Genomic DNA, 15,775 nt, shown 5'->3' with positions numbered 1-15,775 from the left:
TGAACTCTGTGGCACCCGGTGAGAAACTAGTACGAAACATTCACTCCCCGGATACGAGTCTATCCGGGTCCAGAGCGGGGGTACTCACGGCTTCCGTTCTCTTAACAGTACTTTGGAAACACTCTCTTCGATTTCGATTTCGAACGGGAGGGCAGTAATGCTACCACGGATGAACCGGATTATCAACCACCGCACCGACTCAGATGGGAACACCACGTGGAAACTTCCCTTTTCGTCGCGGCGAACGGTCAGGAACCCACACAGTGAGAGCCATTCCAGAACGTCTTCGAGCGAATCGAACCGCTCGGCGTACTCCTGTGCGTGGTACTGCGCCACCTGATCGACCATGTCCAGAACCTCCTCATCACGTTCGTCCGGGTCGGTAAACTGACTCAGGAGTGCGTGCAGCAAGTCGATGTCCAGCAGGACGTGCTCGCCCGTCGAAAGCATCTCGTAGTACGTCTGAAGGTGGTCGCTGTCACTCGCATGGGCTGAGTCGAAGTTTGCCGCGTAGAACGCGATCGACTCGCGGATCAGTTGGCTCTGGCTCTCCCCAGTTCGGTCGGCGAGACTTTCTAACGTCTCTTTGGTCTCCTCGTCGAGAGAGACTGTGACCCGGTCGGTTGGCATAGTTGCCTTCGTCACTGGATGGCCTTAATATCGTGTCGTTTGGTGACAGAGCGCTCCCAAATACAGTAACGGGCGCGGCGGCCAGATGTGGTCCGGAACCCGTTACGGCCAGGTTCCGTTCTGCTCGCTGGCGTTCATGACCCGTTGGAGTGCGACGACGTATGCGCCGGTTCGGAGGGACGGGAGGTTTCGCTCCTCGTAGGCATCGACGAGGTTCTCGAACTGCTCAACGATAATCGAATCTAGTTCCTCGTTCACGCGCTCTTCGGACCAGTAGAAGCGCTGCCTGTTCTGGACCCACTCGAAGTACGAGACGATGACGCCGCCCGCGTTCGCGAGGATATCTGGAATGACCAGCGTCTCGCGGTCGCTGAGAACGTCGTCTGCTGCGGGAGTAATCGGACCGTTCGCGGCCTCAGAGATAACGTCCGCGGATATCTCACGTGCCAGAGACTCGTCGATGGCGTTCTCAAGGGCGGCCGGGATCAACAGATCGACATCGAGTGTGAGCAATTCATCGTTCGTTAATTCCGCCGCTGCGTCCGGATAGCCGATGACACTCCCGGTTTCGCGTTTGTAGTCCTTGACTGCGACGGGGTCGAACGACGATTCGCTGTAGATCGCCCCGCTCGAATCGGACACGGCGACGACATTGGCCCCCATCTCGTAGATGAGTTTCGCCGCGATCCAGCCGGCGTTCCCGTAGCCCTGGACCGCCACCGTCGCGCCTTTGAGGTCCTTGCCGAGATACTCGAAGGCTTCACGCGCCGCGACGACTGTCGACCGTCCGGTCGCTTCGACGCGGCCTTCGCTGCCGCCGCTTGCGAGGTCCTTTCCGGTGATGACGCCGGGCTCGGTCGTGTGTTCCAGTGTCTCGTAGGTGTCCTTGATCCAGTTCATCTCGCGCTGGCCCGTGTTAACGTCAGGGGCAGGCACGTCGCGGTCGGCTCCAATCAGTGGCGTCAGCTCCTTCGCGAACGAGCGCGTGACCCGTTCGAGTTCGCTCTCGGAATAGTTGCTCGGATCGATGACGATGCCGCCTTTCCCACCGCCGAGCGGGATGTCGCTCGTCGCCGTCTTGTACACCATCCACCCCGAAAGCGCCTTGACCTCGTCGCGGTCTACTTGCGGGTGATAGCGGATTCCGCCCTTGTACGGGCCACGGTCACCATTGAACTGCGACCGATACGCACGGAACACCTCGACTGACCCGTCGTCCATCTCGACAGAGAGGTTTGTTTCCAGTATACGCTCGGGTGCTTTCAGCCGTTCCAGTTGTCCCTCTGAGATGTCCACGTATTGTGCTGCTGCATCGATCTGCGTCCGCAGGCTCTGGTACGGATTTACATCAGACATGTGTCCATGAGACCCATCGAGATACCAAAAGCTATCCATTTTTACCAGAAAATAATCATATGTATAGTTACAGATAAAGCTAACAGAGCGGCTTACGTCGGCGCTTTAGCTCAGGAAATATTATCCTATATTCAAATTACTATCAAATTTTGTTACTACTATATTTCCTGTTTTATCTGTTATCCGAACAGTGGTGTCCGTATCGAGTGCCACAGCATCCGCAACCTGTTCCGTTCCGCGCACTGGAACATCGACCCGGTCGACGTCCGGAATCAGGCAGTCGCGATGCCCGGTACGTTCGAGCAGAGCGTCTCCGCTGGGGAAGTGCCAGATCCGGGTCACGGATTGGAACACTGGTACCGACATCGGTGCCTCGATGTGCCTGATAGCTCTCTTTTCCATCAAGCGACGTTGTACGTCCATCATAGCTGATCTGGGACGGGAGCCGCTGGACCTCTGGACGACGAGCGAGGACCGCCTGTGTCAGTCCATGTGCTGTCCGTCATGTCTCTCCGTGCGGTCCGGTCGTCGACCCATGGCACTCTATCGGAACGACCGCAGGAATGAGGAAATAATAAATTGTTTAGCAACGAAGTATATCGGACATTAGGTGTTTATTATTGAACCCCACATCCACATTCCGGCGACTGAACCCCTTCGTTTCCGACAGGTGGCGGCATCACGAACGAGTGTCCACTCACCGCGACAGTGGCCTCAGTGATAGCTCCGTGCCCGGGAGAGGCAGATGAGTGACGCCGGGAATCCGCTCGACACGGCACAGGTACTCGTGGTCGGTTCTACGAACTGGTGCGAGCAGTTCTCGGATGCGCTTGCATCGAGTACTGGGGCCACTATCCTCACCGCCGGGACAACACCGGCCGCTCTGGACATAGCGCGTCAGCGCTCAGTCGACTGCATGGTCACGGCAGCGACACTCGGCGACGGGAGTGGCATCGACGTGGTCCGACAGCTCCGTGACTCGGCTCCGGACCCTCCAGTCGTTCTCGGGGCAACGGACGGCAGTGAGGCCCTGGCGAGTGAGGCAATCGAGGCCGGCGTTTCCGACTATATCCCCCTCACAGGGACAGACGGCCTGCGGATAGACGACTTGGTCGAACGAACCGAGAAGGTGCTCCGATCCACGCGGCGAGCGACCATGCAGCGCAAACGGGCACGGCAGTTCGACGCCGTCTTTCACGACACACAGACGGCCACGTGGGTCCTTGACCCGGATGGCTCGCTCGCCCGTGTGAATCAGACGGGACAGGCGATGATTGACGAGGACGTGGACGCGGTCATCGGTGACCCGTTCTGGACGCTGCCGTGGTGGTCCAGATCCGAGGCAACTGAACGCGACATCCGGCAACTCGTAGAAGCCGCACGCGACGGGCAGTTCGGGAACGTGGTCGTCCACCAGCCGACCACAGCCACAGACCGCGTTATCGAGCTCTCAGTTCGGCCGGTCGAGAACGACTTCGGCGACGTAACCTCGATTGTGATCGAAGGAATCGACATCACGGAGCAGGTCACCCTCGACCGCGACCTCCGCCAGTCCGAGGAGCTCCACCGAGTTACGCTCAGCAATATGACCGACACCGTTCTCATGACGAACGAGGACGGAGAGTACACCTACGTCTGCCCGAACGTCCACTTCATCTTCGGCTACACCGACGACGAGATCCGCGAGCAGGAAACGATCGATACGCTCCTCGGTGAGGACCTGTTCGACCGAGCGGAACTCGCCGAGAAGGGCGTTCTCAAGAACATCGAGTGTACCGTCACCGACAAAGCGGGTCACGAGCACACGCTGCTGGTCAACGTCCGCGAAGTCTCGATTCAGGACGGAACGCTGCTGTATAGCTGCCGGGATATCACGAAACGGAAACAGCGCGAGGAAGCACTGACGACGCTGCAGGAGACCGCACGGAAGTTCCTCTACACAGAGACCAATCAGGAAATCGCCCAGCATATCGTCGATGACGTGCTCAGTGTGTTCGATGTCTCTGCGAGTGCCATCTATCTGCACGACGCCGAGACGAACGAACTCCAGCCAGTGGCACAGTCCCAGGCGATGACCGAACACCACGGGCCGCTGCCGGCCGTCCGAACGAACGACGACACGCTCCCGAGCCACACCTTCGTCAACGACGAGACACTCGTGTTCGACGACGTCCATACGTCGGATCGGCTGGAAAACCGGGCGACCGACCTCCGGAGCGTGATGTTCATTCCGCTCGGCAATCACGGCGTGTTCGTCACCGGGTCGACTGCGGTCGGGGTGTTCGACGACGTGACACAGGAACTCACCGACCTGCTCGCAGCGACCGCCGAAGCCGCCCTTGACCGGGTCGTCCGGGAATCCCAGCTCCGGGAACAGGACCGCGAACTCCAGCGGCAAAACGAGCAACTGACCGCCCTGAATCACATCAACAACACGATTCGGGAGATAGACCAGACAATCGTCAGCGCCGAAACGCAGGACGAGATCAACCACACTGTCTGTGAACGGCTGACTGATACGGACCGATTCAAGTTTGCGTGGATCGGGAGTGTCGACCCGGGAGGTAGTACCGTCGAACCGCGAGCGTGGGCCGGCACCGAACAGGGGTATCTCGACAGTCAGCAAGTCACCGTCGCGCCCTCTGAGACCGAGCCCGCAGGCCAGACGGCTGCGACCGGCGACGTGACGATGATTCCCAACGTCGCCGCCGACCTCCGAAACGCGCCGTGGCGGTCGGACGCACTCACGCGCGATTTCCTCTCTGTGTTGAGTATCCCACTCGTGTACAACGACCTCAGGCACGGGATTCTCACCATCTATGCGGACACGAAAGACGCGTTCGACGAGACAACGCGCACTGTGTTGCACGAACTCGGCGAAACGATTGCCTCGGCACTCAGCGCCATCGAACGGAAACACGCGCTGCTCACGACCTCGGTGACCCGCGTCGAGTTCGCCATCGATGACGAGCGGTTCCTCCTGTCGCGACTGGCCCGGTCTGTGGGGTGTACGCTTTCCTACGAGGGTGGCATCCAACACGCGCCGGCCGGCAACAGCGTGTTCGTTACAGTCGAAGATGCTGACGTGCAAACAGTCGCGGCAGCCGCGGCCGATATGACGACGATTGACGACGTGACAGAGATAAGCGACGATGACACTGACACCGGCGTCCTGCGACTGGAGCTGTCACAGCCGTTCCTCGCCATAGAACTCGCCGACCACGGCGCTATCTTCCGGGAAGCGACCGCAGACTCGGCGGGAACGACACTCGTCGTTGATGTGCCACAGAGCGTCGACGTTCGAAATATCGCGCAACTGGTCGATAGTACCTTCTCTGGCGTTGAACTCAAGCGCAAGGAGACGCTCGAACGGGGTGTCGAGCAGGACCGGGGTTCGGAGTTCCTCACGGACCTCACGGAGCGGCAACTCGAAGTGATCCAGACCGCCTACTACAGCGGCTACTTCGAGTCACCGCGCACGAAGTCCGGCGAAGACATCGCGACGATGCTCGAAATCTCCCCACCGGCGTTCTACCAGCATGTCCGGACTGCCCAGCGGAAACTGTTCACCACACTGTTCGAAGAGCGGAGCGTCCCGGGTCTTGAGTCGTGAAGGGGGTTCAATAATAAACAAGCCAATCTCACCCTACTTCTTTGTTTAACCTCTGAATATTCCTTTGATGTCCTTCTATTCCTTAGTCGAGTGCTGGCGGTCGGACACCGTCACTCGTGAATACACATGAGAGATGTAGAGCAAGACCACGACGAGAAGACACCGTACGAGTGCTTTGCGTGTGGCACAGTCATCACTGCAGAGAGCCAACCGGAGAACTGTCGGGACTGCGGCGGCGAAATGCGCAACCGACTGACACCGCTGGAATAACGATGGGACCGGAACTGACCTCCGCCTCTCCGTCGGGTGAGTCGTCGTCAGGGTCGGAAACGGCGCTCGAAACAGCCCGGCTGCAGCTCCACAGAGCCGCGGACCACCTCGATATCGACCCGAACATCGTCGAACGGCTGAACCACCCGAAAAACGTCCACGAGGTCACCGTCCCGATTGAGCGGGACGATGGCACGGTGGAAGTGTTCACCGGGTTTCGAGCACAGCACGATAGCGTCCGAGGGCCGTACAAAGGTGGCCTCCGCTATCATCCCGACGTGACGAGGGATGAGTGCGTCGGACTCGGGATCTGGATGACCTGGAAGTGCGCGGTGATGGACCTCCCCTTCGGCGGCGCGAAAGGCGGTATCGCGGTCAATCCGAAAACGCTGAGCCGAGACGAGAAAGAACGGCTCACCCGCCGGTTCGCACAGGAACTCCGCGAGGTCATCGGTCCGAACCGAGACATACCAGCCCCGGACATGGGAACGGACCCACAGACGATGGCCTGGCTAATGGACGCTTACTCCATGCAAGAGGGCGAGACGATACCGGGCGTCGTCACCGGCAAGCCGCCTATCGTCGGTGGGAGCAAGGGGCGTGAAGACGCGCCCGGCCGGAGCGTCGCGATTATCACACAGCAGGTCTGTGAGTACTACGACCAGCCACTGTCGGACACCACTGTTGCGGTACAGGGTTACGGCAGCGTCGGTGCGAACGCAGCACGGTTACTCGACGAACAGGGTGCGACTGTCGTCGCGATCAGCGACGTGAACGGGGCGATGTACGACCCCGGCGGAATCGATACCGCGACAGTCCCGTCACACGACGAGGAACCGGAAGCGGTCACCGAGTACGCCGACACCGTGATTTCGAACGACGAACTGCTGACGCTGGACGTCGACGTTCTCATTCCGGCAGCACTCGGCAACGTCATCACCGAGGCGAACGCGGACGACATCGCCGCGGATTTCGTCGTTGAGGGGGCGAACGGGCCGACTACGTCCACTGCTGACTCAATTCTCGCTGACCGCGATGTCGTCGTGATTCCGGATATTCTGGCGAACGCCGGCGGCGTCACGGTGAGCTACTTCGAGTGGCTACAGGACATCAACCGTCGGTCATGGTCGCTTGAGCGCGTAAACGATGAACTCGACGAAGAGATGCGAGCGGCCTGGGACGCCGTTCGGACGGAGTTCGAAAAGCGCGACATCACGTGGCGTGATGCGGCATACATCGTCGCCCTTTCACGCATCGCTGAGGCCCACGAAGCGCGCGGGCTCTGGCCGTAGTTCTGTTTCTGCCGGTCCCGGAACGGGTTCCACGCCTGCGTCCCAGCGCCGAGAAGTCGCTACTGTGCTTCTCTCAGTAGCAGAACTCGAACCGCGCCCCGCCAGCAGAGCCGTCTGTCACACGGACACTCCAGCCGTGCGCATTGGCGATGTCTTCGACGATTGAGAGTCCGAAGCCAGTACCCCCTTTGGTAGACGTGACGCCGTGTTCGAGCACCTCCTCACGCTTCCCCGGGGGAATCCCGTCACCGTCGTCTTCGACGTAGAACCCGTCGCCGCCGTCTAACTGCCCGACAGTGACGGTGACGGTGTCCCCGCCGTGCTCGATAGCGTTTCTGAAGAGGTTCTCGAATAGCTGCGTCAACCGCCCGGCGTCACCAGCCACTGTCGGGACCGTGTCAGCAACCGTCAGCGTCGCTTCAGCGGTGTCGACGTATCCCCAGGCCTCCGTCGTCACAGCCTTGAGGTCGATCTGTTTCGCATCCGTAACTGTGGTCTCACCGCGCGATAGCGTCAGGAGGTCGTCGATCAGCCGCTCCATGCGATCATGTGCCGCCTCGATCCGGTCTACGTGACTGAGGTCGCCTGTCTCCTCGACAATGTCGAGAAACCCGATGGCGATGGACAGCGGATTCCGGAGATCGTGGGCGACGACACTGGCAAACTCATCGAGCCGCTCGTTCTGTCGCTGCAGTTCGGTCTCGCGGCTTGCGCGTGTGAATGCTGCTTCGACAGTTGCACCCAGTATCTGGAACAAATCCACGTCCGCTTCAGAGAAGGTCTGTTCCTGTGTCGTTCCGACGCCGATAAGCCCAAACTCGCCCAGCGGAACGAACAGACCGCTTCTGAGAGCCGTGCCGGTTTCGCCGAACGATGTCACGGACTGGATGTCGTCGTATCGACGCACTCCTGAGGCCTGGAACGCCTCCCAAACAAACGCCGAATCGGACTGCACACGTGGCAGCTCACCGAACCGATCCCTCGTGGCTGCACTCGCCGACAGCGGAACAAGCTCGTCGGTCCGGTCGGCGTACTCCCAGATACCGGTGAGTTCGAACCCGAGAATCTCGACGGCAGCCTCGATCGCGATGTCTCCGATCTCGTCATTCGACCGTGCGCCACTGAGCCGCTGTGCTGTTTCCTGCAGCGACCGGAGTTTCGCCTCTAACTGTTTCTGCTCAGTGATGTCCTCTAACACGGCCAGTATGCTCGCTATCTCTCCGTCGGGAGCAGTGATTGGGGCAGCCGACAGGAGCAGATCTAGTTCCTCACCGGCTTTCGTCTTCCGTCGTACCTCCTTGCCCCGAATCGGCTCGCCGCTCAATACGCGCTCCCGGTGAGAGGCGAACTCAGCCTCGTGCTCGTCTTGGACCATCGGATTGAATTCGCCAAGTACCTCTTCGCTCGACCAGCCGAACATATTCTCGGCTCCATCGTTCCAGCGGATGACCGTCCCGTCCGTGTCGATTTCCATGACAGTGAGCGGCGTCGCCTCGATGAGTGACTCCAGTCGCTGGTTCGTCGCTTCGAGTTTGCGTTCCCGCTCGACCTGCTCAGTCACGTTGCGGGCGATGCCGACGATCCGGACGATTTCGTCTTCGAGGATGACCGGTGCGAGGCTCGTATCCCAGAACCGTGCGTCGTCAGCGATGTCCAGCTCCTCACGATACGAGATTGGCGCACGCTGTTCGACACAGCGAGTGTAGTTCGCTGCGAGCTCAGCACCGCGCTCGTCACCGAAGACTTGCCGCGGTGTTTGCCCTCGAACGTCCTCGGTAGTGAGTCCTGTCTGCGACTCGTAGCCGGGGCTGAGTCGTGCAAACTCGAACGCTGGCTCGTCACCGGCTGTCTCGACATCGAGCATGAATATGGCGTCACCGGAGGTGTTGAGCAGCGCCTCGTATTCCTCTGCAAGCTCTCGGTGCGCGCGCTCCTCGGCTCGTCGCTCGGTGATATCCTGGAAAACCCCCCGAAGCACGGGCTCGTCGCCCTGCGAACCGTCGACGCGCTCCCCCCATGCCCGAACATCGCGTACCTCACCGTCTGTCCGAACGATTCGGAGATCGAGATCGTACGACTCCCGGGCCTCGATTGCCCGCTCGACGGCCCTTGTAATCGTCCCCCTGTCCTCAGGATGGTAGAACTCGACTGCGTCGTCGATAATCGGCTCGTAATCGTCGTCGACCCCGTGAATCTGACGCACTCCATCGGACCAGTCGAGGTCGCCTGTAGACGGGTAGTACTCCCAGACACCGATATCCGCGATGTCTTGCACTCGTTCGAACAGGAACTCCTGTCGCTGGAGCTCCGCCCGGTCTTGTCTACGCGATATTTCGGCGCTCACGAGCTCTGAGAGTAGCTTCACGAACGTCCGCTCGAGCGCTCCAAAGGGAGCGACCCGCGTTGTGGGACTCGAAAAATTGACCGTCCCGTACTGACTCCCGTCAACGACCAATGGGACGCCGATGTACGATTCTAACTCGAACTCACGATATGCTGGGTGGGTTTCTTTCCCGTCGGCCACCGCATCGGTAAACGAACAGAGGGAATCTGTGCCCACGACTTCTTCGCAGTACGTCGATCCGATATCGAACTGATCCCCGGATTCGATTTCGGCAGTCGGCGCGTGCACTGCCGTGACCGTGTACTCATCCCCCTGAATGTGTGAGACGATGCCGATGTCGAGACCGAGCGTTTGACACCCCAGTTCGAGAAGTTCGTGAAGGCGTGTTTCGGCCGAGACATCGCTGCTTGCCATGATATTCTGGAGTTCCCGGAGCGCGTCGCGCTCTCGCTCCAACTGTCGCTTGGCTTCGCTCTGTTCCGTGATGTCCCGAGCAACGACAAGCGCTTGACTGCTCTTGTTGCTCTGGAACGGTGTCACTCGGACATCAAGTGTGCGTTTATTGCCACCGGTCGTGATATCAAGCTGTAAGTCCGCGTCGTACAACCCCGTGACGCCACCGTCGCCCTCTATGTCATTGAGCGTCGAGCGGACCGCAGATGTAAACTGCTCCGCATCAGACGTGGAAACGCGGTCACCCACGACTGTCTCTAACTGCTGCCCCGCGACCTGCGTTGCCCGTTCCCCGGCAATCAGCCGTTTCGACGCCGCGTTCGCGAATTCGATCGTCCCCTCATCGTTCAGGACGAACACGGCGTCGTGGATGGTTTCGAGGATCGCTTCACTGCGCTCCAGTTCCAGTTCGCGCTCCCGCTCGGCCGTCGTTTCACGTGAAAAGACGGTGAGCCCGTCATCGTCCGGGAATACCCGCACTTCGACCCAGTACTCAAAGGGTTCGCCAAGGTACTGTTCGAACGACACCGGGTCACCGGTTTCCATTGCCGTTCGGTATTTGTCTTCGAGTTCCGTCCCAACTACCGAGGGGAACTCTTCCCAGATGACCGTACCGACGATAGCCTTGGGGTCGCGGCCGACCCGGTTAGCCATCTTCTCGTTTACGTATTCGATTCGCCATTGGCTGTCGACGGCATAAATCCCGTCAGTCGCCCGCTCTAAGGTTCGTTGGAAGCGGTCGGATAGCCGCTCGGCGGCCGCCTGTTTGCGAGCGGCATCGGTGAGCGTCTGGATGCGGCCCGCGAGCACCTCGAAACTGTTCTGGCCCGCGCGGATCGGAATGTAGTCGGAAACACCCGCCTGTGTCGCTTCGCTCGCAATTCGCTCGCTCCCGCGGCCGGTAAATAGAATCGTCGGTAGTTCGTACTCGCCAGCCCGGAGCCGATTCAGGAGGTCGATCCCCGTCCCGTCCGGCAGTGAATACGAGGTGACCACACAATCGATAGTCGATGTTTCGAGCGAGTCGAGAGCAGCCTCCACAGTCCCGACAGCTGTCATGTCAAAATCCGATGAGAGATGTGCGAGTTTCGTCTGTGTTAGCTCAGCAAACTCACCATCGTTGTTTACATACAGAACCTGAATTGAATCGGGAGTCCTGTCACCTGTGTAGGCCATTGGAATTACTACGTAGTGGGCTTTTATCAGTCGAGTGGCCCGGTTTTTATCTGTGATACTATTACGACCCGCCGAAATCAGAAATAACGGGTGTCAGGTGATTCAGTGCTGAAAATTTCCGCTATTGACACATACCACGTCCAAGATTAGAGTATAGGTTCTGATACTCGGGTCAGCAACTTTATCCTCCGAAGTTCGGTACAGTCGGTATCGTGTCAGAGATGTCGAGTATCGCTGTGCTTCATATCGATGATGAACCGGACTTTTTAGATGTGGCATCAGAAATACTCACACAGCAATCAGATAAACTCACTGTCGTCCCTGCGACGAGTGCTGCTGAAGGGCTCGACAGACTCGCGACGCGGTCTATTGACTGTATTGTCAGCGATTACCGGATGCCCGAGACAGATGGCATCGAACTCCTCGAAACCGTCCGTACGGAGTACCCTGATCTCCCGTTTATTCTTTTTACCGGAGAGGGGAGCGAAGCGGTCGCCAGCGATGCTATTGCCGCCGGTGCAACCGACTATCTGCGGAAAGGGCACGGCACGGAACGATACGAACTCCTCGCAAATCGTATCGAAAACGCCGTCGACCAGTACCGCACCAATCAGCGCGCTGCTGAACTTGAACGGGTTCGCGCTCTCGTAAGCAGTATCGACCAGGCTCTCATCCGGGCGAGTTCGCTCTCGGAGATCAAAACGCGTGTCTGTGAGATTATTAGCGACTCTGAACCCTACCGTTTTGCTTGGATCGGCGAGCCCAATCCTGAGACAGACCGAATCGAGCCACAGGCCTGGGCCGGCGTCGAAGACGAGTATCTCGATACGATTGTTGTCACGGCGGACGACTCTCCGACCGGACAGGGCCCCGCGGGCAGGGCCGTCCAGCACCGACGCATTGCTACGTCGCAGAACATTCAGGCTGACCCGGCGTTCGAGGTCTGGCGAGAGGAAGCACTCGACCGCGACTATCGGAGCAGTGCTGCGGTTCCGCTAGAATACAATGACACGCTTTATGGCCTTCTGTGCGTCTATTCGTCCCGTCCGTTCGCTTTCGCAGAGGACGAACAGGAGCTACTCACCGAACTCGGGAACAGCATCTCGCACGCCATACACTCGCTAAAGATCCGAAACGAACTCCGGACAGAACGGACTTTTATCGATCAGGCGCTCGATTCACTTGCCGATATATTCTACGTGCTTGATTCCGAAGGCAACGTCCAGCGCTGTAACGAACACTTCGAAAAGCTGGCCGGGTGCACCGACGAAGAGATGACGGACCTTGACGTACGCAGTCTTTTTCCGGAAGAGGAACGGGAGGCAGTCTCTAAGGCGATTGAGGAGGCGCTCACAACGGGGCACTCGACCATCGAAGCGGATTTCCGTACCGCAGAGGGGAACCGCGTTCCCTACGAGTTCACTGCTGACCGACTAACTGACGCCGACGGTACCATGATAGGGCTTGTCGGCACCGGTCGAAACATAGCCGAACGTACGAGGCGTGAACGGGAACTGCAGGATCAAAAAGAACAGCTGGAGCAGTTTGCCGCAACTGTCAGCCACGACCTGCGGAACCCGCTCAACGTCATACAGGGTCGGCTTGGACTCGTTCAAGCCGAACAGTCGAGCGATCATCTCGATGTGATCGAGACCGCGACTGATCGGATGGAACGCATTGTCGAGGACCTCCTCTGGCTCGCGCGGGAGCAACAAGAGATCGGGTCACTGGAACCTGTCGCAATCGACGCAGTCGCTGCGGCTGCGTGGAAGCTTGTCTCTGACCCTGCAGACGAGGCCGAGCTGTACTGTGATTGTGGGGCCGATGCACAGCCAGTGATAAAAGCTGACCCCGACCAACTCCGGCACCTGCTCGAAAACCTGTTCCGGAACACGATTGATCACGCAGGTCTAGACGTTACTGTGGTAGTCGGCGAGATTTTCGGAGACGCCAACGGATTCTACATCGAAGACGACGGTCCAGGCATCCCCGACGAGGACCGGGAAAAAGTGTTCGAGGCCGGCTACTCGACTTCCGAATCGGGGACTGGTCTGGGTCTCAACATCGTCAAACGAGTCGTTGACGCTCATGGCTGGGAGATTCACGCAACTGAGAGTTCGATGGGTGGGACACGATTCGAGATTACGGGCCTCGAAGCCGTGGAATAATCCCGGCTGACAAGCGGGTGCGCGCTCATCGCGACTGCCCATGCTGCGATTGCGGACGCTCAGTAACCACAGAGCCAATAAAATGAACTAAAACGTCACAGTCGTTATTCCCAAGTAACCCTATTATCTCTAATAGGGTTCTGGTTCCCGCGCCACCTCTCCCCCACTGAATCCGGGCACCCTCAGCAAACGGCCCGGGTCCAGAACCCGTCGTCGTGGATGACGACCGTGAATGGTGCGGTGCACACTCCCCCCGGCTGCCCACCATTCCGTCGCTAGTAGCATTCGGGTGTATTGCTGACGCGACCGGACGGGAGTAACGCCCGTGAGAACTGTGCGACTTGCGGTCAAACCAACAGACAGCGAACGGATCCCGCAAGCATTTTATATATACTGGTAGCGGAGCTAGATGGGTTCTGAGCCTGCCCAATCGCGCTGGCTATTCTCACACGATTGCCCGGGCCGGACCCCATCGTCAGTTTCGACGACTTCCGATGGTGCGTTGCACCCACCTCTCCCACCCCACAGCAACGTACCATTCGTTCGTGTGATCGGCAGAGTTGCGCGTTCCGGTGCTGACTGGATTGTGCAGACCTGCCACTGTGTTAAGGCTTACCACAAAAGATATGACCAACGGCGGCTTACGTAAACACGGGTTCTGGCTCCCGCTCTGGGCTTCTTCATACTTTGAGCCCACGCGTTTCACCCCATGCCTCGGATTCAGAACCCGATCGTGCCTCTGACTGCAGTGGGTGGCACACACGGTGCCCACCGCCACCCGTCATCCGCTTCCTTGCTGGAGCGCAACCTCTGTTTCGGCCACTCACGTTTCCGGGGGAACTCTCCAATCCGACCTACTTTTGTTCTAGGCGGTACACTAGCAGCGGGGCATGAACGAGTTACGTACTGGATTGAGTTATGGCGACGTCCTTCTCGTCCCGAAACGATCACCGGTCGACAGTCGGAGCGACATCGACCTCTCGACGCCCCTTACTCCAACCGTTGAACTAGACACGCCGCTCGTCTCGGCCGCGATGGACACTGTCACAGAGGCAGCACTGGCAATCGAGCTTTCGCGTTCAGGCGGGTTTGGGGTGTTGCATCGCTTCTTGACGCCGGACGAACAGGCCGAACAGGTCACGCAAGTGAAGACCGCGGACGAACGGGTCGGTGCTGCCGTCGGTATAAATGAGGATTACGTGGCGCGGAGCGCGGCCGTCATTGCGGCCGGCGTTGATGCGCTCGTCGTCGACGTAGCCCATGGTCATCTTGAGCGGGCGCTTGATGCCGTCGAGACGCTCGCTGACGAGTTTCCCGACACTGACCTCATCGCCGGCAACGTTGCGACGCCCGCAGGTGTTGAAGACCTTGCCGCCGCCGGAGCCGACTGTGTCAAAGTCGGCATCGGACCAGGGTCACACTGTACCACCCGGAAGGTCGCGGGTGCCGGCGTCCCACAGCTGACCGCTGTCGATGACTGCGCCACAGCCGCTGCGGATCTTGACATCACCCTCTGTGCGGATGGCGGGATTCGCACGTCTGGTGATGCGGTGAAAGCCCTCATGGCCGGTGCCGATACCGTGATGCTCGGCAGCCTCTTTGCCGGCACGGAGGAGGCTCCCGGTGCGATCGTCGAAGTCGACGGGACGCAGTACAAGCGGTCGCGGGGGATGGCGACCACCGCCGCGGCCGAAGACCGTGACGACAAACAGAACAACGTCAGCGCTGACGAGGGAGTCGAAGCACTGACTCCGTACAAAGGCTCGGTCGCTGCTGTGGCTGAGGAATTCTGTGCCGGCATTCGCTCCGGACTCTCCTACTGTGGCGGACAGACCATCGCTGCGGCCCGTGATAAGGCGGAGTTCATCCGTGTCGCCCAGAGCGCGAAAGAACGCGAGGGGTACCACACGGACCACGACTGGGAAGGCGTTAACGTGGAGAGTGAAGCCACACAGGTCCGTACCGCCGGCACCGAGGCGACAGTCGACAGCGACGACTGAGCCGGCTTCAGTGTGTTCGAGAAAGGTGCCCGCGTGATGAACTTCAACCCCACCGGTCCGCGCCACTCTCGCTGATGAAGGAGTTGGGAGACTGGAGTTCCGGCGATGTTGTTGCCTTCGCTATTCGCCGTCCCCGTCAGCCGCGGGCAGGTCGTCGTCTGTCTCTCCAGCGCTCTGCAACAGGAGATCCGTACCGGCTGCGGCAACCATACCAACGCCGACTGCGCGCAACTGCCGGCGATACGCTAGCTTCACCTGCAACTCCGACGCATTGTCGAAGTTCTTCCCGATCATGGATTTGATGAACTTGACACTTATCTGCGGGAAGAGCGCAGTCACGACCCCCTGGAAGAGGACGACTGCTGCACTGAGCTTACGACTTTTTCGACTATCCAACATACATTCATCTACGCGTCCGACAGGAATTACTATTGCGACTAATCCACTCCATTGAGAAACGTAGAAACTGTTTT

Annotated in this window: 9 protein-coding genes; 5 read left to right on the top strand and 4 right to left on the bottom strand. The window is 59.2% G+C overall.

Annotated elements, in window-relative coordinates; translation table 11 throughout:
* Positions 1–84 precede the first annotated feature (84 nt).
* Together D3D01_RS17780 and D3D01_RS17775 are read right to left on the bottom strand one after the other, a co-directional pair.
* The gene (locus tag D3D01_RS17780; protein WP_121513163.1) at positions 85–630 is read right to left on the bottom strand and encodes a ribbon-helix-helix protein, CopG family; all 546 of its coding nucleotides are present in this window, start codon (positions 628–630) and stop codon (positions 85–87) included.
* A gap of 102 nt (positions 631–732) precedes the next feature.
* Positions 733–1,986 (bottom strand): Glu/Leu/Phe/Val dehydrogenase, encoded by a 1,254-nt coding sequence (locus D3D01_RS17775; protein WP_121513162.1) that lies wholly within the window; start codon positions 1,984–1,986, stop codon positions 733–735.
* Positions 1,987–2,731: 745 nt separating this feature from the next.
* Here D3D01_RS17775 and D3D01_RS17765 point away from each other — a divergent pair.
* The 3 genes from D3D01_RS17765 (at position 2,732) to gdhB (ending at position 7,161) form a co-directional block, all read left to right on the top strand.
* Entirely contained in the window at positions 2,732–5,599 is a 2,868-nt protein-coding gene (locus D3D01_RS17765) for a bacterio-opsin activator domain-containing protein (RefSeq protein WP_121513160.1), read from the top strand.
* 126 nt (positions 5,600–5,725) lie between these two features.
* Positions 5,726–5,869: a rubrerythrin-like domain-containing protein gene (locus D3D01_RS17760; RefSeq protein WP_121513159.1), complete on the top strand. Its 144-nt coding sequence runs from the start codon at positions 5,726–5,728 to the stop codon at positions 5,867–5,869.
* Positions 5,870–5,871: 2 nt separating this feature from the next.
* Positions 5,872–7,161, top strand: coding sequence for a glutamate dehydrogenase GdhB (gene gdhB / locus D3D01_RS17755; protein ID WP_101351600.1), 1,290 nt, complete (start codon positions 5,872–5,874; stop codon positions 7,159–7,161).
* Between the two features lie 73 nt (positions 7,162–7,234).
* Here gdhB and D3D01_RS17750 read toward each other — a convergent pair whose 3' ends face one another.
* Positions 7,235–11,134 carry a PAS domain-containing protein gene (locus D3D01_RS17750; RefSeq protein ID WP_121513158.1) on the bottom strand — a complete coding sequence of 1,300 codons (3,900 nt, stop codon included), beginning with the start codon at positions 11,132–11,134 and terminating at the stop codon, positions 7,235–7,237.
* A gap of 221 nt (positions 11,135–11,355) precedes the next feature.
* Between D3D01_RS17750 and D3D01_RS17745 the strand changes: the two genes are divergently transcribed.
* Positions 11,356–13,302: an ATP-binding protein gene (locus tag D3D01_RS17745; protein WP_101351922.1), complete on the top strand. Its 1,947-nt coding sequence runs from the start codon at positions 11,356–11,358 to the stop codon at positions 13,300–13,302.
* A gap of 890 nt (positions 13,303–14,192) precedes the next feature.
* Positions 14,193–15,302, top strand: coding sequence for a guanosine monophosphate reductase (locus tag D3D01_RS17740; protein ID WP_121513157.1), 1,110 nt, complete (start codon positions 14,193–14,195; stop codon positions 15,300–15,302).
* A 120-nt stretch (positions 15,303–15,422) separates the two neighbouring features.
* Here D3D01_RS17740 and D3D01_RS17735 read toward each other — a convergent pair whose 3' ends face one another.
* Positions 15,423–15,701, bottom strand: a complete 279-nt coding sequence (locus D3D01_RS17735; protein ID WP_121513156.1) for a hypothetical protein — start codon at positions 15,699–15,701, stop codon at positions 15,423–15,425.
* Between the last annotated feature and the right edge of the window lie 74 nt (positions 15,702–15,775).

This window comes from Haloarcula sp. Atlit-7R (genome assembly GCF_003666065.1).
Taxonomy (GTDB): Archaea; Halobacteriota; Halobacteria; order Halobacteriales; family Haloarculaceae; genus Haloarcula; species Haloarcula taiwanensis.
This window is presented reverse-complemented; position numbering and strand designations above follow the sequence as displayed.

Bases quoted from the DNA above. Each gene is read 5' to 3' on its own strand.
- D3D01_RS17780 (WP_121513163.1), bottom strand. From the start codon at position 630: ATGCCAACCGACCGGGTCACAGTCTCTCTCGACGAGGAGACCAAAGAG.
- D3D01_RS17775 (WP_121513162.1), bottom strand. From the start codon at position 1,986: ATGTCTGATGTAAATCCGTACCAGAGCCTGCGGACGCAGATCGATGCA.
- D3D01_RS17765 (WP_121513160.1), top strand. From the start codon at position 2,732: ATGAGTGACGCCGGGAATCCGCTCGACACGGCACAGGTACTCGTGGTC.
- D3D01_RS17760 (WP_121513159.1), top strand. From the start codon at position 5,726: ATGAGAGATGTAGAGCAAGACCACGACGAGAAGACACCGTACGAGTGC.
- gdhB (WP_101351600.1), top strand. From the start codon at position 5,872: ATGGGACCGGAACTGACCTCCGCCTCTCCGTCGGGTGAGTCGTCGTCA.
- D3D01_RS17750 (WP_121513158.1), bottom strand. From the start codon at position 11,134: ATGGCCTACACAGGTGACAGGACTCCCGATTCAATTCAGGTTCTGTAT.
- D3D01_RS17745 (WP_101351922.1), top strand. From the start codon at position 11,356: ATGTCGAGTATCGCTGTGCTTCATATCGATGATGAACCGGACTTTTTA.
- D3D01_RS17740 (WP_121513157.1), top strand. From the start codon at position 14,193: ATGAACGAGTTACGTACTGGATTGAGTTATGGCGACGTCCTTCTCGTC.
- D3D01_RS17735 (WP_121513156.1), bottom strand. From the start codon at position 15,701: ATGTTGGATAGTCGAAAAAGTCGTAAGCTCAGTGCAGCAGTCGTCCTC.